Genomic DNA, 20498 nt, shown 5'->3' with positions numbered 1-20498 from the left:
TGAAGAGTCCCATAATTCGTATTTTTTTATCACAAATCTAAAATACGGGATTCTCAGGCTACTTTAAAATTAAAACTTTTGGACGCTAGTGTTAGTTTTTAAATGCTTTATTATATAACTCAGCATCAAACGCAGCCATCATTTGCTTTAATCGGTTAACAATAGCTGGATACTCTTTAGCAATATTATGTTGCTCACCAATGTCGGTTTTTAAATTATAAAGTGCGGTTTGAAATTCGCCATCTTCTTTAGTATTCCATCCTAAACTTTTTGAAATATGAAGTTTCCATTCACCTAAACGTACAGCTTCCAAATCGCCATTTCGGGCATAATAGTAAAATGGCCGCTCTTTTAATTTTACAGAATTGGGGCGTGTTAAAAAGGCTGAAATATCATCACCGTCCACTCCTTTTAATGTTTCAATATTTGCACCTACCAGCTTGGCTAAAGTTGGGAATACGTCCAAAGTTGTCACCATTTCTGAGCTTACAGTACCCGAAGGTATATTATTTGGCCAACTAATAATTCCTGGAACACGTTGGCCTCCTTCCCAGGTTTGGGCTTTTTTACCTCTTAAAGGTTTTGCCGAACCCTTTTCAGGGCCATTATCTGAGGTAAATATAATTATAGTGTTTTCATAAATCTCCTCTTCTTTTAATGCCCTAACAATCTCCCCCATACTCCAGTCTAACTCCATTATAACATCACCGTAAAGACCTAAAGTACTCTTTCCTGAAAATTGCTCAGACACATGTAATGGGGTATGGGGCATAGTATGCGCCAAATACATAAAAAATGGTTGCCCTTTTTGTCTTTTTTTTATTTGCTTAACAGCTTCTTCGGTATACCGTTTGGTTAATAACCGTTGGTCTATACCTTCACCTATAAGTTCGACATTTCTGTAAAACGGCAATGGCGGTGATTGAAAATTGTTATGCGCATAATAAAAGCTATCCATATCGTTGGAATAGGGAACACCGTAAAACTCATCAAACCCTTGATTATTGGGCATAAATTCTTCCAAATGTCCTAAATGCCATTTGCCTATACAGGAGGTTTTGTACCCATGGTCCTTTAATAGCTCAGCTAGGGTATATTCATTGGGATCTAGTCCGGTAGTTGAATATGGTGAAAGCACTCCTTGATGCATATTAATGCGTTTGGGATACTTTCCTGTTAACAATGCAGCACGAGAGGGCGTACACACCGTAGCAGGCACATAAAAATCAGTAAACATTATACCTTGTTTAGCCAAGGCATCAAAGTGCTGTGTTTCGAAGCCTTCAGCACCATAAACCCCCAAATCGGCGTAACCTTGATCGTCTGTAAAAAAGATAATGATATTTGGTTTATTTTCTCTTATACCCCCCCGACAAGAGCAAAGTATAATGAGTAAAAGCCCTAAAACAAACGCTGGTTTTTTCATTGGACAAACAAAGTTTATCCAAAAACAACATTTATTTTAAAGGGATTAACCCTCTAAAAATACTCTGATACAAAATCCTTAAAATATGCTTTAATTTCCTCCCTAGCCTTTAAGAAAGCAGTATGTTTTTCGTTTTCCGTTCCTTCTAATTTTGATGGATCATAAAAATTATGGTGTAAGCGCATAGCATTCTTACTTGGGATATATGGGCAATTTTCGTTGGCATGGTCACAAACAGTAATGATGTAATCGAAGTTTATATGGCCATATTCATCTACATGGTTTGAAGTGTGATGGTCTATGCTAATGCCATCTTCTTTCATAATAGCCGCGGCTCCTGGATTAATGCCATGGGTTTGAATTCCAGCACTGTAAACGGTTACATTTCGTCCTTTCAAAAAATGGTTTAAGTAACCATGGGCCATTTGACTTCTACAGGAATTTCCTGTACATAAAACAAGTATGTTTTTCATCTCAATTTGTTATTCCTGCGAAAGGGAGGAATCTATTTTTAAATGGTTTTTTCATCATATGGATCACTGCCTTTCGCAGCAATGACAACAGTTTTCTAACAACAATTACCACTTGGTGAACAACAGGGTTCAACCTCTGCCGCTGCAAGTTCAGGTTTATCATTAGAATCCTGCACACTACATGTAGATTTTGCCTTACAATCTGTTTTTTCAACGGCTAATTTAAATATTAAGTTGTTACCTCGTATTTCGAAATCGTTAACAAATAACTGAGCCGTATGGAAAGTCGTATTGCCATATTCAAACTTTACCTCGGAAGTTAATTGAAACGGTTTCATTTTTTCTACTTTCTTTAAAATAGAAAGGGCTTTGTATACCGACATATATTCTGTTTTGCCCAACTCCATAGGACTTTCCCATAACTGAATGATTGTTTCTTTCCATGCATCGGTTTGTGCACCACAATCTACAGAGTCAATTGTTACATGCTTCACTTCAGTAATGTGATAATTAGCACCAACCAGCAAGTTAGGGGCATACTCAAACAACAAAGATTTATCTTTATTACTTTTCAATACTGTGAATAATTCTTTTGTTTTCATGATTATTTTATGTTTGTTATTTCTAATTAGACCTTTTTGCATAACACAACTTCATACTTCTAGCTTCATACTTCATTAACAACAATTTGACTTTGTGGTATTAAAAAATTGATTCAATTGCTTTTGAATTGCAATCCAACGTTCAATATCAATACAGTAACACATGCTTTTACCTTCTACTTCGCCTTTAAGTAATCCAATAGTTTTGAGTTCTTTTAAGTGCTGGGAAATAGTGGCTTGAGCCAAGCCTATTTCTGTAACCAAATCGTTACAAATACATGCATTTTGATTGCTTATATACTGTAAAATAGCAACTCTGGCAGGATGTCCCAACACCTTAAATAACTGAGCCAAATCGTTTTGTTGCTCTGTGAATATTTGTGTTTTTGTTATTCCCATAATTTTTTATTATTTATATATCGCAATATTACGATAATAAAATGAAACAAAAAAGCCAAAACATATTTTTTTGGCTTTTATTGTTTGACAATATTAAAACCAAGGTTTTTTCCCTGCTTGATAAGTGTTATAAAATTCTGCATCAGACTTTGTCAAATAGATAATGCCTTCAATAAATCCAACAATACCAGGTATCCAAACAAACAAAATACCAATACCAACGCATGATAAAAGAATACCTATTAATGTTGCTCCTAGGAGGATCCCTCCCTCCTTATTATAACCCAAAATAAATTTATGTATTCCAAGTCCGCCAAAAAGAATGCCTAAAACTCCGGCCAATATTTTTTTGTTTTCCCCAGAAGCAAAGGTTTCTTTAGCTCCTTCGGCAAACTCTGAAGCAGATTCTTTGGCTTCTTTTGCAAATTCATTTGCTTTTTCCTTAGCGTCACCTAGCATATCATTTAGGTCATCTCTTAAATTTTTATCATCAGACATTTTTAATTGATTTTAAATTAGTGGTTTAAATTTAGCAAAAAATAACTCACATTTTACCTAAACAACATTAAAATACCTCCCAAAGCCGTGACGAATAAAATAAAGCGCCTGTAATTTACATTAGAGATTAACTTTACTACAGATGCGCCAATGAAAAAGGCCACAACCACTACTGGCACCATTACCAAATTTAAAAATAGAGTTCCCTTACTCACGGTATGCCACACAAAAAAATGAAATGGTAACTTAAACACATTAATTATAAAGAAGAGCCAAGCGGCCGTTCCAATAAATTCATTTTTCGGTAATCGGGTAGCCAGAAAATAGATGTTCGATATTGGTCCAGCTAAATTGCCTATCATGGTTGTAAACCCAGCCAAAAAACCAGCTGACCCAGAAAACAATTTATGTTTAGGTAACACTAAAGTCTTTTTGTTTTCGGTATAAACCATAATAAACACAGAGACTATAATAATGATCGCCATGATTCTTTTAAACAGTAACTCTGAAATATCGTTGCCTATCCAAACACCAATCAATACGCCAACAACCATCCAAGGCATTAATTTTTTAATATAAATCCATTGGGTATGCCTATTATAGTATATCACAGCCAAAATATCGGCCACAATAAGCATGGGCAACAATATTCCTGTAGATGCCTTCTCACCAAACACAAAAGCAAGAATAATAACAATAATAATCCCTATGCCCTTAACACCTGCTTTGGCTAGACCTAATAAAAAAACCGCGAAACTTATGGCTATCCATTGTAGTGCAGTTAAGTTATAAGATTCTAGTATTTCTATGTAAGACAAGAGCAATTATTTGAAGCAACGAAGTTACAAAAAAGCACTATCTATAGGTTCCCACAGCTCAATTTTATTGCTGTCGTTAACTAAAATCCAGCCGAATTTGCCATACTCATATGTTTCCATTTCTCCCACTACAGTGACACCTTCTTCTTTTAAAACCTGAAGAAGTTCCTCTAAATTTTCCACTCGATAATTAAAAATAAAATCCTTTTTAGAAGGCTCGTAATAGTTTGTGTCTTGGGCGAACGGACTACATTGTGCGCTACAATCGTTAACATCCTTGTCCTTCCACCAAAAGGAGCAACCATAGTTATCGGTCTTAAAACCTAACTGTTTATTATACCAATCTTTGGTAGCCTTGGGGTCTGTACTCTTAAAAAAAAAGACCTCCTATCCCAGTGACTCTCTGTTTCATGTGTTAGTATTTATTATTTTTCAAAGGACACATGGAATATCCAAATTATCACTCTCATCGTTTAATTGAGAACTAAAATGGATATTTCAATGTTTCGTTGTTTGCTGTTAAGATGTTTAGTTAGATCGTTGATTTTAACTTCGAGCTTCCCCCTTAATAATTATTTTTTTATTGCTGCTTCGTAATAGGTTATCCATTCTTTGGCAGATATTTTACCTGCTAGCTCTCCTATTAAACCAAAAGGAATATCTTCTACTTTTTTGAACCTCATACAACTTTTCCCCATGTCCAATTTTTTAGTCGATTGCTTTTTATAAGCTTCTACAAACCACTTCTTTAAACTTTCATTGGCATAAATCCCCATGTGATATATATTTATAGAATTTTTTTGTGAAGCAATATTCATAAAGGGTAAAGGCAGTTTTGGATTGCAATGATATCCCTTTGGATAAACAACATGAGGAATATAATACCCAATCATATTATAGTTTACACCTTCTTCAAAACCTTCGGGCAAGTTTGCTGCAATGGTTTTTCGAAGCTTTATTAAGGCATCCTGATGGTCTTTTGGAACCTGATTGATATAATCATCGGGCGATGTGGCTTTGTATCGCATAGCATGGACTTAAGTAAAATCTAAAGTTAACAAAATTTCGCCTTGATCTTATCTACTATAGTTTGTGCCAATTTTATTTTGCTTTCAACCGTCCAACCGGCTATATGGGGTGTTAACAATACATTTTCAGCTTTAATTAAATATTTAAACGCGTCGGGCAAATTATCGACTCCGCTAGAACTGACATTAGATTTAAATAAATTTTCAAACGAGGCTTTTTCATATTCCAAAACGTCCAAGCCAGCTCCCAAAATTTTTCCCGATTGTAATGCCGCAACCAAATCGGCCGTCACTAAATTTTTACCACGAGCCGTATTTAAAAACCAAAATGATTTTTCAAAGGCAGAAATAAATTCGGTATTAATCATATTCATCGTTAAAGGAGTTTGTGGCGTATGCAAACTAACCACATCTGCTCGTTCTTGAAGTACCCCTAGACTTACTTGTTTAGCATTTTCGTCTCCTACATTTTCCTTAATATCGTAACACAATACCTCAACATTAAAACCTTTTAGTTTTTTAGCAAAAGCCTTACCCATATTGCCATAGCCAATAATACCAACTGTTTTGCCATCCAATTCAATACCACGGTTGTCTTCACGTAACCACCTGCCTTGCCTAACCTCAACATCCGCTTTATTAAGCTTATTAAACAAGGCCAACAACATACCTAAGGTATGTTCGCCTACCGCATTGCGGTTACCTTCGGGCGCAGCTATTAAATGCACTCCTTTTTGTTGTGCATAATCACAATCAATATTCTCTAGCCCAGCACCTACTCGCCCAATGAATTTTAAATTAGTTGCAGCATCTAAAAATGATCTATCTATTGTAAAACGACTTCTAATTATTATACCATCATAGGTCATAATTTTGTCTTCAATATCAACCCTTGAAGACTTATAATCTTCATGATTAACAAATCCTAAAGCATTAAGCTGATCTATTAAAAGTGGATGATTGGTATCGAGATGGAGGATTTTCATAAAAAATGAATATTGCTCAAAAGTAAAAAATAATGGAATGCTTAAACAAGTTCAGCATATAATATGCTTAAATCCCCAAAATCAATTTTGCTATCCAAAAATAGATAAGGATACCAAAAATATCGTTGCTCGTTGTTATAAATGGGCCTGTTGCAATGGCTGGGTCTATACCTCGTTTATCTAAAAATAAGGGCACAAAAGTACCTATGAGCCCTGATACAATAATAACGGCCACCAAGGATATTGAAATTGCAAAAGCGGTATTCATTTCTCCTTTGGAAGCCCATACAAATAGAAATAAAAATGCAGCTAAAATAAGTCCGTTTAAAGCTGCAAGGAGCATCTCTTTGATTAAACGACTATTAACACTCCCTTTAACATCGTCGTTTGCCAAACCCTGCACTATAATAGCACTGGATTGAACCCCTACATTACCCGCCATGGCTGCTATAAGCGGCGTAAAAAAGAACAAAACGGCATATTTATTAAATGCTTCTTGAAAGCCCTCCATAATCAAAAACGCCCCAACACCACCAACCAAACCCAAAAACAACCATGGTAAACGCGCTTTTGTTAGATCTAAAATACTATCATCTGAATCGACATCTTGGGTAATACCAGCGGCTAGTTGGTAATCTTTATCGGCTTCTTCCTTTAAAACATCTACAATATCATCAATGGTAATTCTTCCCAACAGCGTTTTATTGTCGTCTACAACTGGGATGGCTTCCAAATCGTATTTGGCCATGATTTTAGCTACATCTTCTACGTCATCATTAACGTGTACCCAATCCACACTACTATTCGAAATATCTGCTATTTTTTGTTCGCTTTTGGCGACGATTAAATCTTTTAGGGACAAACGTCCCACCAATTTATCCTGCTTATCCACAACATAAATGGAGTGTACTCGGGTTACTTCTTTAGCCTGACCCCTAATACGACGTAAACAACCTGCAACCGTCCATGTTTCGTAAACTTTTACTAACTCTTTGGCCATTAGACCTCCTGCAGAATCTTCATCATAAGCTAAAAGCTCTTCAATTTCAGCTTTATGCTCTTGGTCTTCAATTTGGGAGATAACAACCTGTTGCCGTTCTTCAGGTAATTCGGCAATAATATCAGCAGCATCGTCGGTATCTAGTTCTTCAATTTCTTCGGCGATTTCTTTGTCCGAAAGGTTTTTTAGAACTTTCTCACGAATGTCTTCGTCAAGCTCCATTAATACATCGGAAGTTGTCTCAGAATCCAACAATTTTATGACATAGATGGCTTCTTCCAGGTTGAGTTCATCTAGAATTTCAGCAATATCGGCATAATGGAATTCGTCCAACAATTTTTTGAGCTCCTTATCGTTTTTTGCTTCGATAAGCAGCTCTACTTGCACGATAAGCGCATCGGTCAATTCAAATTGTATGCTTTTTTTTTCTTCAGACATAAAACAACCGTATTAATATAGGAACAATTCAAACAACAACAATCTAAAGGATTGGTTAAAGCCCTCACTATCAACAAAATTGATTCTCGGTCATTTCGAGAACCTCAATGACCGCCTATATGTCATTTTCAATAAGCTGTGTAAGCTCAATAAACTGTTGTACGCTTAATTGTTCTGGACGTTTTCCAAATATACTATTTGCTTTTAAATTATCAGTTAAATTGAATGTTTTTAAACTGTTACGTAATGTTTTTCTACGCTGTCCAAAAGCTGTTTTTACGACTTTAAAAAATAAAGCTTCTTTACAAGGTAAAGAATAATTCTCTTTTCTAATGAGTCTAAGCACTCCAGAATCTACCTTTGGCGGCGGATTAAATACTGACGGTGGTACAGTAAACAAGTATTCGGCTTCGTAAAACGCCTGTGCTAACACCGATAAAATACCATATACCTTACTACCTTCCTCAGAACAAATACGTTGTGCTACCTCCTTTTGAAACATCCCTGAAAACTCAGGAATTTGGTGACGCATTTCTAAAGCTTTAAAAACAATTTGGGATGATATGTTGTAGGGATAATTACCAATAATGGCAAAGGATTCACCTCGAAATACTTGGTTTAAATCGTACTTTAAAAAATCTTGTTCAATAATGCGCGATGCCAAATTTAAGTAATTGACTTTTAGGTATTCAACCGATTCGGCGTCAATTTCTATAACATATGTTGTTAAGTCCTTTTTAAGTAAATACTTGGTAAGTACACCCATACCTGGCCCTATTTCCAGCACCTTCTTATAACCCATTAGGGTTAAGGAATCAGCTATTTTTTGGGCAATGTTTTCATCCTTCAAAAAATGTTGTCCTAAATGCTTTTTTGCTTTGACTTGGTAATTATCGGCCACAGATTTTCAACTTTTGATTAAAACAAAAGTAAACTATCTAAATGGATTCCTAACTCTGCTAAAATGGGAATTACTTAAATTCTACTGAATATTCATCTATAACCTCCAATTCTGTTCTAAATGCCAGCATTTTATCAGCAAACTTTTTTAAGCCTTGAGTTCTTAATCGGTCGGCATCTTCTTTGTAATAAGCATCTAATGCTTCTCTGGAATAAGAACGAAATTGTATGGAATAGGTTAGGCCACCCATCTCTTCCTCAACCAGTACTCTTGATAGCGTTGCTTTATCAAATTTACCAGTGCCCAATACTTGTGGAATATGTTCTTTTATCCACTGCAACCATTCGTCGTGGATACTTTCGTCTATGTTTATGGTTACGTTATATATTATCATTGCTTGAAAATCCAAGAATTGCTTAAATAATTATATTCCTATTTGAAATTTAGTTTTGGTGTTTGATTTATAAATCTTTTGCAAATAACAAGAGTTCTTTGGTTTCATCAAAAGGATTCATTCTTTTTTCGAAGGTTAAGCCCAATTTTTCCAACAATTTAATGGATTTATCATTATCTGGATCAGTAATGGCCAATATCCTTCTAATCTTGAATTTTTCTTTAGCCCATTTCAACATTTCCACTGAAGCTTCATAACCATAGCCTTGCCTTTCGTATTGAGGAAGCAATGCAAAGCCAAGATCGGGATGTTCCATGACGTCCCGTTTTAAAATACCAACAACACCAATGGGTATATTGGGTTGTTCCCTTAAGGTCAACTTATAGTATCCAAACCCATACTTATTATAGCTTTTTAAAAATCTATTTTTTATATGTTCCCTAGCATCTTTCGGCGATTTAATATGTCTATCTCCAACGTATTTTAAAAAGCCTGGTGTATTCATGAGTTCTACAAAAAAGGAAGCATCTTTTAATGTGACTTTTGAGAGTAGGAGTCTTTCTGTTTCTGCTTGTATCATCGATTAAATTCCAAAAAACTAAAGTCTCAAATCCCAACAAAACAATATCCCAAGTTTTGAAATTTGAAAAGTTTAATTTGTTAATTAATAGCGTCTCCCCTTAACGTTCTATATAATTTCCTGGCCTCTACGAAATAAATACTATCGGCATGGTGAAAAATAATTTGCTCCAATAAAAGCTTGGCCTTTTCGGCTTCATTGAACTGTTTCAAATATATATTGGCCAATCTAAAAAGGGCATCGTCCATTAAAATACCATCGCGATAATTGTCAATAACCAATTCGTAATTGGCAACCGCCTTTTCATATTGTGACTTTTCCTCAAACAATTCACCTTGCTTATATAGTGCTTGGGCTATAATAGGTTCTGTTTTATGTGCTTTCAAAATCTTATCAAGTATAGCAATTGCAGACTCTTTTTTGTTTTGAAATGCTAACAAATCGGCCTTAGCATAAAGCTTTAAAGCCGTTTGGGTTGAGTCTTCATACTTATTGTCTGAAATCAATAATTTCAAATCTAGGGCATCGTTCGCAATAAGTTGGGACGTTGATGATTTTAAAATTTTTAATTGTGCTTCGGCCCATTTAAAATCGCCTTTGTAATAACTTGCCTTAGCCACTTTAAAGCGCGCTTCTTGTGAAATGGTGCTGTTTTTTAGATTTCGTTGTATTTGTGAATAATAAATGAGCGCCTTATTAAACTTTTCCTGAAGTAATAAAATATCACCCAATTCCAACTTCACCTCGGCTTTTTCCAATGGTGTCAAGGGCAGTTCCAAAGCAGCTTCCAAAACTTCGGTCGCTTGTTTAGGGTCGTCCATATAAAATGCCAAGAAGTGGGCATAGGAGATTTGAATACCCAAGGTTTGGGGCAATTTACCATATAATTCAAATATTTTTAGGTATTGCTCATTAATGCCTTCATAATCTGTTTTACTTGCCAACTTTGTTTTAATAAGCATAGTATTGTAGTAAGCGCTTAATTGGGTGTCGATATCTTGGGCAGTGTCAATTAAAAATGTAAAGATATCCAAGGCAATAATATCTTGACCGTCATTAAGTGCAATAAGTGCTAGCTCTTCCAATCCGGATAAACCTCCTTCTTCACGATTAAAAATGGCCTTCTCTTGTATAAATGCTTTTTTAAAATCCTTTTGTTGAATAAAAAGCCAGCTTAATAATCGGTTCCATAACACATTGGGCTCTTCCTGAATTTTTCTAAGCAGGATTTTCCTAAAAAGAATATTATTTTCATTGGTACTCTCTTCTGTTATAAAATTATTTATTGCCCTTTTAATGGTATTAAGAGCAACTGGATTGGATAATGTATAATCTACATAACTTATAAACATGCGTTCAATATTACCTTGCTCACCATAAAGTTGTGCCAACTGAAGATCAAAATTAAATTCAGGTTTTAAGGCTTTGGCTTTGGTATAGGATTGAATAGCTTGGTCCAAAAGCGTATGTATTTGAAAGGTCCTAGCAATACCAAACACATGATTTGGATTATTCTCAATACTCTGTAATGCCTTATTGTAATAGTCATTTGCTTTATCCAAATCGTTTTTCAATTGAAAATTATATCCTAATTCAACAAAAAAAGCAGGATAATTAAGTCGTTCCATAATGCTCAATAAAAACATCTCAGCTTGATCGTATTGCTCCAATTGCTGATAGGTACTTACTATTTTAGTTATGTAAGGAATATTAAGAGGTGATTGGGCATATAATTTTTTATATTCATGTAATGCCTTTTCAAAGTCTCCATTATTATAATAGTCTTTAGCAATAGCATCGTTTTGTGCTACGCCACCAAGTGTAAAAAGAAAACATATAATATAGAGGACTCTCATATTGTAAATATAATAAATGAGAACTGGCTGCATTGCTAATATGGTTATAAAAAATGCCCGAATAGAAATTCGGGCACTAACCAACCAAAATAAATTTGCCTATTAACTACCGTTAGTTAAAAAACGATATAATTACTCGATTGGGGACAATAATTTTAATTAAATAATCCCTGTGTTATTTACTAACAATTGCCGCAATTTTGTTTTCAGATTTTATGATTTCGAAATCTGAAAACAAAACTTTACTTACGAAAAAAACAAGTGTAATAAGCAAAATAATGCGTTTAACATTTTTCATGGTAGGTTAAATTTGAGATTTGGTTGTGCTAACTTGAGAAATATCTAAGAAAACACAAAGGATTGTATAAAAAAATCGTCAAAAAACATGATAAATATGTATTTCAACGATGATTTTAAATAACGTTATTATATTTTGAAGGTATAATCCTACTAATTTATGATGCTAAAACCTGTATATGGTTGCAGTATTTCTGGCACAAGAATGCCTTCCTTTGTTTGATAATTTTCTAAAATACCTGCAAGCACCCTTGGCAAGGCCAAAGAGCTTCCATTAAGAGTATGGGCCAATTCATTTTTGCCATTGCTGTTTTTAAATCGTAACTTTAATCGGTTGGCTTGAAAGGTTTCAAAGTTTGATACAGATGATATTTCCAACCACTTTTCCTGCGCTGTAGAAAACACCTCAAAATCGTAAGTCAATGCTGAAGCAAATGTTAAGTCTCCACCACATAAACGTAAAATTCTATAGGGCAATTTTAACTCATTTAAAATACCCTTTACATGCTCCAACATACCATTAAGTGCATTATAAGATTGATTAGGGTGTTCAATTCTAATAATCTCAACCTTATCGAATTGATGCAACCTGTTCAGCCCCCTTACATGTGCTCCATAACTTCCTGCTTCACGACGAAAACAAGGTGTATAGCCCGTAATGCCTATAGGCAAATCACTTTCGCTTAATAAGGTGTCCCTAAAAATATTGGTCCCCGGCACTTCTGCTGTAGGTATTAAATACAAATTATCTGCTTTGACGTGATACATTTGACCCTCTTTGTCCGGCAACTGCCCTGTACCAAAGCCTGAAGCTTCATTTACTAAATGAGGTAATTGATATTCGGTATACCCCGCAGCAGTATTCTTATCTAAAAAATAAGCAATCAAAGCACGTTGTAATCGTGCTCCTTTACCTTTATAAACTGGGAACCCAGCTCCTGTGATTTTGTTCCCCAATTCAAAATCTATTATGTCATATTTCTTAGCCAACTCCCAATGTGGTAAGGCGCCTTCAAATAATTTAGGGATATCACCCTTTCGGTAGACTTCTTCATTATCTTCATCGGTATTTCCATCTGGCACCAAATTATTAGGCACATTTGGGATTTTGTAGAGTAACTCATTAAGCTCGGTTACCTTATTGTTTAAAGCTTCATTAAGTGTTTTAGAAGTTTCCTTTAACTCCCCAGTCTTAGCTTTTAAAGCATTTGCTTGCTCGGCGTTTCCCAATTTATATAATAGTCCTATTTCTTTTGATATACTGTTAGACTCAGCCAAGATATTATCCAATTGGGTTTGAATGCTTCTTCGCTCTTCATCTAAAGCAATAACCTTATTAACAATCGCAACGGCATCAATATTACGCTTTGCCAGCCCGTTAATTACCTGCTCTTTGTTTTCTCTTATAAATGGGACCTGTAACATGTCTTGAAAATTTAAGCGACAAATTTAGTGAATTCGTAAGCGTAAAGAAATATTTCTTTAGTTATTATCTTTATTTGAAATATAAGACAACAAAGCTTTTTTATCTTCTACCAACTGCGTTGTTAGCATCTCAACAGATTCAAATTTTTGTTCGTCACGTAAACGTTGCAATAATTCAATCCTGATGTTTTTGTTATAGATGTCTTTATTGAAGTTGATAAAATGGACTTCAATGGACAACCTTTCTCCGCTTACTGTTGGGTTTACACCTATATTCATCATACCATAAACCAAAACTCCTTCAATTCTCGAACTTACTATATAAGCCCCTTGCTTAGGTATAAGTTTATAGTCTTCTTTAATATGAACATTGGCTGTTGGAAAACCCAATTGCTTACCTAATTTCCTGCCTTTAACAACCGTACCGTTAAGCATAAAATTATAGCCTAAATAAGCATTAGCTTTAATGATATCCCCTTCGTTCAATGCGTTTCTAATTTTTGTTGAACTCACCGCTACCTCATCAATGTCTTGGGCAGAGATTTCTTCAACTTCAAAACCATATTGGTCTCCAAATCGTTTTAAATCGTCTATGTTGGCATTTCTATTTCTGCCAAATCTATGATCGTAACCAATAATTATCTTTTTGGCATGTAGTTTATCCACCAAAATATCCTTAACAAAATCTTCGGCCCCCATACGGGAAAATTCTTTGGTAAATTTTTTAATGAGCAAATAATCCAACCCCAAGGATTCTAAAATGGTATAACGCTCGTCTATAGTATTTATTAATTTTATATTGGCATCTTTTTGCAATACCATTCTGGGATGTGGAAAAAATGTGAGTATTGCCGACTTTAAACCTTCTTGCTTAGCGGTATTAACCAAACGTGAAATAATTTTTTGATGACCAATGTGTACACCGTCAAAGGTCCCTATGGTGACAATAGATCTCTGATTTATTTCTATTTTATTAAGTATTTTCAAATTAATATAATTAGAGCAAAAATAAAAAAGAGGATTATAATATAATCCTCTTAGAATATATTTCCTAGAAAGTAATTTTATTTTTTAATAAAAGGAATGGTAATGAATTCATTTTTCTTATATACTTTAATAAAATACATACCTTTATTTAGAAACGTAGTTTCCATAGCTAAATGGTCGATATTGGTTATGATTTGTTGTTTCAAAAGTTGTCCTAACATATTATAAATTTTGTAGCCTTCCGGTAATGCATTACCATTAGCCAATTTAATATTAAGCTTATCTCTAGTAGGGTTAGGATATAAAATGATACTGTTACTGGTAAAAAACGTATTAACGCTTAATGTTTGGGTTGAAATGCTTACTGTTTCTGAATCCGTAAACGCCCCGCCCAAAGCAATTGGTGTATTATTGTCAGTTTCTAACAAATAAGAGCCATCGCCATAACCACAGCAAATACCATCATCTGCTAAATCAAATATGGTAAAGGTGTAGCACTCATTAACAACAACATTAAACTCCTCATTAACCGTTTTATTATTGTCTTGTGGACTATTATAATTAGCACTATATAATAAATTATTACTACTATCCCTAAACTCCCAGCTAGTTTCTGAAGCATAATCATCTAGAACAAGTGTTAAAAGTACTTTAGTTGTTGAATCATAGGAATCGTCTATAATAAAATTACTGCTGCTATTATCATTACAAATTCTTTGGTCAGAAGTTCCATTAACACTTGCAACAGAGACATTAAATGTATGACTTCCTGATGTGCTTACTAATACAGGTAATGTAATTTCTTCCTCAACACCTTGGGCCAAATTACCAGACCAGTTATAAACCATATTGGAACCTCCATCAACATTATAAAACAGTGAAGCAGAAGTCATGGGAACATCTCCCCAATTCGTAATCTTTACTAATGGAGTCATGTTGAGACTACATCCTTGAGTCTCTAGCATAACGACATGAACTCCAGCATCGTTATTTACTCCAGTCATTAAATTATTTTTTGTTGAACTCGCCAAAGAGGACCTGGTTGATCCCAATATGCCCTGCATTCTTGTTTTTTGACCATCTGTAAATGTATCAAAACAAATATCGTCGGAATAATCCATGTAATTTTCAATCATATCGTCATCTCCTCCAGGGCAGGTGTCTGGAATAGTTGACGGACAACCATAATTGGGGCGCCCACTGTTTGGAGTATCGGCTATATTATCATCATCACCACAACTATTATCATCTGGATCTCCTTCTGTCCAATTGTCTCCCCATGTATGTAATAACCCTAAATAGTGTCCAACTTCATGAGTTGTTGTTCTTCCTAAATTATAGCTCCCCGCAAGGGATACGTTAGGATCATCATCTGTTCCAAAATATTTATAATCTAAAACAACACCATCTGTGTTGACTGAGCCCCCTGGTAATTGTGCATATCCCAATAATCCTGAGCCTCCTCTATACTTAACGGTCCATATATTTAAATAGACGGTAGAATCCCAAATCGATGAAGGTTTTAACACATTCATTTGATTTTGGGCATCATTTTGGCTACTTTCATTAATACCGTCTTGCCCAATATTTACTCTATCAATACCATTTGTTGGACAACCATAGGGGTCTTGCTTTGCTAATTGAAATTGAATTTCAGTATCGACTCCTCCTCCATCTCCTCTCGTTCCAGATAATTTTCTAAAATCTTGATTCAATACGGTAATCTGGGATAATACTTGTGCTTCAGATAAATTTGGGCCATCTCCTATTGGCTCTCCATTATGTAATACATGAACCACAACAGGAATAGTTATTACAGCAAGTTTATTTGAAGCAGCAGATCGTTGTAATTTATAAGCTTCGGTAAATTGTTTTAACCTATCTTCAAAAACATCACTACCCATCATTTCGGGGAACTCAGTTAAAAGCGCTTTATTGTACTCTACAGAACCACAACGAATGAGATGTGGTTCTTTTGATTCTGTTTGACCAAAGGTTTTGGTAAGAGTAACAATAGAAATCCAAAGGAATATTAGAGTAGTTCTTTTCATTATGATACGATTAATTCGAGGAATTTTTTTCTAAAAATAATATTTTTATTGATATGTATATCAACAATTTAATTACTTACACCTACTTACCATTGAAAGTATTCATTGTATTATTAACTCCCGATAACACAAAAGATTTAATAAGATCTATGGATTTATCCAAGCGTTCTGGTAGTTTTTCGGTTTCCTCAACAGTCCATTCACCCAGCACATAATCTACCTGTCTCCCTTTGTTAAAAGCATCGCTAATACCAAATCGAAAACGGTTGTATTTAGTGGTATTCAATTTGTCTTGAATGTCCTTCAACCCATTATGACCACCATCGCTTCCCTTTGTTTTCAAGCGAATGCTTCCGAAAGGTAAATTTAGGTCGTCAGTAATAACCAATAGGTTTTCAAAAGGTACTTTTTCTTTGGTTAACCAATAAATCACTGCCTTCCCGCTTAAATTCATATAAGTACTTGGCTTAAGCAATATAAAAGTTCTCCCTTTTAGTTTATAGATTGCTATTTCACCTAGTTTTTGGGGTTCAAAAGTTAACTCCTCTTGTTTCACAAAATAATCCAAGATTTTAAACCCAATATTATGACGAGTATTTTCATATTTCTCTCCAATATTACCTAAACCAACAATTAAAAATTTCTTCATAGGTTTTTTTTCTTCAGCTATAAAGGGATTTGTACGCTTTTTAAACAATTTCTTAATAAACCTAAACACTTAATCACAATTTTTGTAAAAATAAAAAAGCATCCTGAATAAACGGGATGCTTTTCGTATTTCTTAAAATAGACTATCTATTCCTGAGCTGCTTCTGCTGCTTGAGCTTCAGATGCAGTTGCTTCAGTTGTCTCTTCTTCATCTTCATCTTCTACATCCATAGAAGCTCTAGAGCGTCTTACTTGACATACTACTGTATTATCTGGATGCATAAATCTATAAGCATCGTTTTCTAAAGCGGTGATATACAACTTACCACCTATTCTAAGCGGCGTGATATCTGCCTCTACAAAATCTGGTAAATTAGCTGGTAAAGCTTTTACTCTTAAGCTACGCTTATTTTTACGTAAAACACCACCATTTTTAACACCTCTTGAGTTTCCAACAAATTGAACTGGAATATCCATAGTTATTTCTTTGTTTTCGAATAACTGATAGAAATCGATGTGTAAGATTTTATCGGTTACAGGATGAAATTGGATGTCCTGTAAAATGGCGTTAAAGGTTTCGCCATTGTCTAAAGCAATCACAACTGTATGCGCATTAGGCGTGTATACAAGTTTTGAGAATGCCAATTCTGGTGCAGAGAAATGCACTGGCTTATCTCCTCCGTATAATACGCAAGGAACCTGACCAGCATTACGTAAGGCTTTTGTTGCTTTTTTGCCCACGCTTTCTCTTTGAGATCCGTTGATTGTAATTGATTTCATTTTGTTTATATATTAATTTAAATTATACAATTTTAGTAGCCGAACATGTCTAAGCTACATTATAAATTTAGAGCTTATGGAACTGTTCTCATGCACACGATGCATGACATCGGCAAACAGGTCGGCACAACTCAACACCCTAATTTTATCACTTTCTTTTGATAAAGGAATGGAGTCTGTAACGATAAGCTCTTCTAATTTAGAGTTTTCTAAATTCTCATAAGCATTACCAGATAATATAGGGTGCGTACAAATAGCCCTAACACTTAAAGCACCCCTTTCCATCATTAAGTCGGCCGCTTTGGTCAATGTCCCTGCTGTATCCACCATATCGTCTACCAATACCACATTTTTACCCGTTACATCACCAATTAATTCCATATGTGATATGACGTTGGCCTTGGCACGCTGCTTATAACAAATAACAACATCGCTCTCTAATGCCTTTGAATAGGCGTATGCCCGTTTAGAGCCTCCCATGTCTGGAGAAGCTACCGTTAAGTTATCCAGATTTAAACTTTTTAAATAGGGTAAAAAGATTGTAGATGCAAACAAATGGTCTACAGGTTTTTCAAAAAATCCTTGTATTTGGTCGGCATGTAAATCCATAGTAATAATACGAGTTGCCCCAGCTGATTCAAGCATTTTAGCAACCAATTTCGCTGCTATAGGCACTCTAGGTTTATCCTTTCTATCTTGTCTGGCCCAACCAAAATAAGGCAATACCGCTGTAATATGTCGTGCCGATGCACGCTTAGCTGCATCAATCATTAAGAGCATTTCCATTAAGTTTTCTGGTCCAGGATTCGTGGATCCTATAATGAAAATACGTGTTCCTCTTATGGACTCTTCGTAAGACGGTTGAAATTCGCCATCGCTATATTTAGAAGTAATAACATTGCCTAGTTCTGTCCCAAAAGCTTTTGCTATTTTTTCTCCTAGAACTTTACTTTGGGTACAAGCAAAAATTTTGGCTTCTGTAATTACAATTGGCATAGTTAACTTCTTGTTTTTTAGCGCACAAAGACGACATGATTTTTAACGAGGTGCAAATTTATACATTTATTTTTACCTAAAAAGTATATTGAATGCTATTTTTGTGATTATTTAGGGAAAAATATATATTTTTGCTGTCCGAAATGCTCAAGTGGCGGAATTGGTAGACGCGCTGGATTCAAAATCCAGTGATAGCAATATCGTGTGGGTTCGATTCCCACCTTGAGTACATATAAAATCCGTAATTCATTAATAATAAAATGATTACGGATTTTTACTTTTATAAATTGTACGATTTATGTACGATTAAATGGCTTTTTAAGAAATTAGTGAAATACGTAAATGCCACCAATTATTCATTCCAGATTATATTTAGGTTAAAAAAACAGGTTTTTTGCCAAGTATGGACCTCCTCAATTTTGATAAAAATGTAAGGAATTGAATCACTTGTTCTCTGGATCCAAGTTAAAATCAATACCATTAAGATTAAAAATTTTTTCCAACCCACCTATTCTTTTTTCAAGCACCTTATTTCCATTTCTGCCATGATCCTGTTTTGCAGCAAAAAAATTATATCATCATCTTTTTCCATAAGCTTCCCATAAACTAATGACACTTATTATTGATTTCTTCGGTTAAAACCGTTATTTTTAAGATATCATTTTCCGGAGTTGATAGGGTATCCCAAACGCGTTAGGTTTCCTGTTTTTTTAACATCCCCAAAGGCATAGGCATGCTGATGCGTTTAAACCATCCCCCGGAGAGGGCTTTTAAATTAAAAAATGGTAACTACCCATCCTTTTCGCAATATCATTGGCTATAAGGAGACTATTCCCACATGCCATCTTTCATCCAATATCAGAATGAAATGGGCCTCATCATTTCTATTTAATTTCATATTTCGCAAAAATCAAACCCAGCATTTTGAAGAGATGCCGTCTGAACATGGCGGCGCTCCCAAACGCCTTCAGCAACGCCTACATGATGAATTCCTATTAAAGAATACAGAAGAATTCAATAGCATTTTGCCCTTACCTGAAGTCGCCCCGGAGCATATTCCCCCTAAGGAATTTGCCCGATGGAGAAAGCAGGTGAATATGCCGATTGTACTGAGAGGATTTATCAAAAATTCCAAGGCATGTCAAACCTGGTCCATCCCATGGTTAAGCACCCATTTTGGAGATCAGACCGTGCAATGTATCCCTTCGGATATTTCCAGCTTTCTAGGGGAGGAGGTTAAATTACAAGACCTATCCGTAAAGGACTTTTGTACGTTGAAGGCCTATGAAAATTATTATATAAACAACCATCATTCCTTGTTTGGGAAAACCAATTTTTATGACTCCTGTGAGGGAAGGCGCATTGAGGCATTAAGAGGGGCCAGACATGTGGTCGACCAATGGTTTATTTCCAGATCTACCAAAACCGGAACGTCCTTACATTGTGCGAATGGCGACAACATGTTCCTCAATATAAAAGGACGCAAAGAATGGCACTTCATTCATCCGTCCTATACCCCCTTGCTTTCCCCGCTTGTAAGCAAATATGGCACCTATGCCGTAGCAGGGGTGGAGAAATCACTATTGAACCAATGGGACATCATTACCGATACCTATCCGTTTTTCAAACGAATTCCCGTTTACAAAGTTGTGCTCCAGGAAGGGGATGTATTGTTCAATCCGCCGTGGTGGTGGCACTCGGTAAGGAATCTGGATCCTTTTACGCTGGGTTGTGCCACGCGCTATCTCGCTCCTGGAAAGGCCAGCAACATCCCTGTTTTTCATGTTTGTCAGGTAGTGGAAGCTTTAAGGCACCCCATCAAATCGGTTTACCCCCAAACCTTATACATGTTGTTCTTTAAAGGTGTTAACAAGGGCTTGCTGAAATCCATTTTCTCAAAGACGTAGCACTAATG

20 protein-coding genes, 1 tRNA gene and 1 pseudogene are annotated in these 20498 nt (G+C 35.3%); 2 read left to right on the top strand and 20 right to left on the bottom strand.

All coding sequences use genetic code 11. From position 1 onward, the window contains the following. Positions 1-91: 91 nt before the first annotated feature. The 20 genes and pseudogenes from K7G79_RS13670 to K7G79_RS13575 form a co-directional block, all read right to left on the bottom strand. The gene (locus K7G79_RS13670) at positions 92-1426 is read right to left on the bottom strand and encodes a sulfatase (RefSeq protein WP_223552159.1); all 1335 of its coding nucleotides are present in this window, start codon (positions 1424-1426) and stop codon (positions 92-94) included. Positions 1427-1479: 53 nt separating this feature from the next. Further along, positions 1480-1899: an arsenate reductase ArsC gene (locus K7G79_RS13665; protein WP_223552158.1), complete on the bottom strand. Its 420-nt coding sequence runs from the start codon at positions 1897-1899 to the stop codon at positions 1480-1482. Between the two features lie 95 nt (positions 1900-1994). Then, positions 1995-2501 (bottom strand): DUF6428 family protein, encoded by a 507-nt coding sequence (locus tag K7G79_RS13660; protein WP_223552157.1) that lies wholly within the window; start codon positions 2499-2501, stop codon positions 1995-1997. 75 nt (positions 2502-2576) lie between these two features. Continuing rightward, positions 2577-2900, bottom strand: a complete 324-nt coding sequence (locus tag K7G79_RS13655; protein WP_223552156.1) for a helix-turn-helix transcriptional regulator — start codon at positions 2898-2900, stop codon at positions 2577-2579. A gap of 93 nt (positions 2901-2993) precedes the next feature. After that, positions 2994-3398: a TM2 domain-containing protein gene (locus tag K7G79_RS13650; protein WP_223552155.1), complete on the bottom strand. Its 405-nt coding sequence runs from the start codon at positions 3396-3398 to the stop codon at positions 2994-2996. Positions 3399-3451: 53 nt separating this feature from the next. Continuing rightward, positions 3452-4216 (bottom strand): sulfite exporter TauE/SafE family protein, encoded by a 765-nt coding sequence (locus K7G79_RS13645; protein ID WP_223552154.1) that lies wholly within the window; start codon positions 4214-4216, stop codon positions 3452-3454. Between the two features lie 24 nt (positions 4217-4240). Beyond that, a pseudogene (locus K7G79_RS13640) lies at positions 4241-4628 on the bottom strand (VOC family protein). A gap of 160 nt (positions 4629-4788) precedes the next feature. Continuing rightward, on the bottom strand, positions 4789-5244 hold the full coding sequence (locus K7G79_RS13635; protein WP_223552153.1) for a DUF1801 domain-containing protein: 456 nt from the start codon (positions 5242-5244) through the stop codon (positions 4789-4791). A 26-nt stretch (positions 5245-5270) separates the two neighbouring features. After that, positions 5271-6230, bottom strand: a complete 960-nt coding sequence (locus tag K7G79_RS13630) for a 2-hydroxyacid dehydrogenase (protein WP_223552152.1) — start codon at positions 6228-6230, stop codon at positions 5271-5273. Between the two features lie 67 nt (positions 6231-6297). Continuing rightward, on the bottom strand, positions 6298-7668 hold the full coding sequence (mgtE, locus tag K7G79_RS13625) for a magnesium transporter (RefSeq protein ID WP_223552151.1): 1371 nt from the start codon (positions 7666-7668) through the stop codon (positions 6298-6300). Between the two features lie 115 nt (positions 7669-7783). Further along, complete coding sequence (gene rsmA / locus K7G79_RS13620; RefSeq protein WP_223552150.1) at positions 7784-8569, bottom strand: 16S rRNA (adenine(1518)-N(6)/adenine(1519)-N(6))-dimethyltransferase RsmA; 786 nt, start codon at positions 8567-8569, stop codon at positions 7784-7786. 70 nt (positions 8570-8639) lie between these two features. Continuing rightward, entirely contained in the window at positions 8640-8963 is a 324-nt protein-coding gene (locus K7G79_RS13615) for a DUF4286 family protein (RefSeq protein WP_223552149.1), read from the bottom strand. Positions 8964-9030: 67 nt separating this feature from the next. Continuing rightward, complete coding sequence (locus K7G79_RS13610) at positions 9031-9543, bottom strand: GNAT family N-acetyltransferase (RefSeq protein ID WP_223552148.1); 513 nt, start codon at positions 9541-9543, stop codon at positions 9031-9033. A gap of 80 nt (positions 9544-9623) precedes the next feature. Next, positions 9624-11399 (bottom strand): tetratricopeptide repeat protein, encoded by a 1776-nt coding sequence (locus tag K7G79_RS13605; RefSeq protein ID WP_223552147.1) that lies wholly within the window; start codon positions 11397-11399, stop codon positions 9624-9626. Positions 11400-11849: 450 nt separating this feature from the next. Further along, positions 11850-13121 (bottom strand): serine--tRNA ligase, encoded by a 1272-nt coding sequence (gene serS, locus K7G79_RS13600; RefSeq protein WP_223552146.1) that lies wholly within the window; start codon positions 13119-13121, stop codon positions 11850-11852. A 57-nt stretch (positions 13122-13178) separates the two neighbouring features. Beyond that, entirely contained in the window at positions 13179-14108 is a 930-nt protein-coding gene (locus tag K7G79_RS13595) for a bifunctional riboflavin kinase/FAD synthetase (RefSeq protein WP_223552145.1), read from the bottom strand. A 77-nt stretch (positions 14109-14185) separates the two neighbouring features. Then, positions 14186-16159: a M43 family zinc metalloprotease gene (locus K7G79_RS13590; RefSeq protein ID WP_223552144.1), complete on the bottom strand. Its 1974-nt coding sequence runs from the start codon at positions 16157-16159 to the stop codon at positions 14186-14188. An 82-nt stretch (positions 16160-16241) separates the two neighbouring features. Further along, entirely contained in the window at positions 16242-16808 is a 567-nt protein-coding gene (pth, locus tag K7G79_RS13585) for an aminoacyl-tRNA hydrolase (protein WP_223552143.1), read from the bottom strand. A 146-nt stretch (positions 16809-16954) separates the two neighbouring features. Continuing rightward, on the bottom strand, positions 16955-17587 hold the full coding sequence (locus tag K7G79_RS13580) for a 50S ribosomal protein L25/general stress protein Ctc (protein WP_223552142.1): 633 nt from the start codon (positions 17585-17587) through the stop codon (positions 16955-16957). A gap of 54 nt (positions 17588-17641) precedes the next feature. After that, a complete protein-coding gene (locus tag K7G79_RS13575) occupies positions 17642-18583 on the bottom strand; it encodes a ribose-phosphate pyrophosphokinase (RefSeq protein WP_223552141.1) in 942 nt (313 codons plus the stop codon). A 145-nt stretch (positions 18584-18728) separates the two neighbouring features. Between K7G79_RS13575 and K7G79_RS13570 the strand changes: the two genes are divergently transcribed. Beyond that, a tRNA-Leu gene (locus K7G79_RS13570) sits at positions 18729-18812 on the top strand. 703 nt (positions 18813-19515) lie between these two features. Beyond that, positions 19516-20490, top strand: a complete 975-nt coding sequence (locus tag K7G79_RS13565) for a cupin-like domain-containing protein (protein ID WP_223552140.1) — start codon at positions 19516-19518, stop codon at positions 20488-20490. The last annotated feature ends 8 nt before the right edge of the window (positions 20491-20498 follow it).

The organism is Aestuariivivens sp. NBU2969 (genome assembly GCF_019931125.1).
GTDB lineage: Bacteria > Bacteroidota > Bacteroidia > Flavobacteriales > Flavobacteriaceae > Aestuariivivens > Aestuariivivens marinum.
The sequence above is the reverse complement of the archived record's forward strand: the minus strand, read 5'-3'. Positions and strand labels throughout refer to the sequence as shown.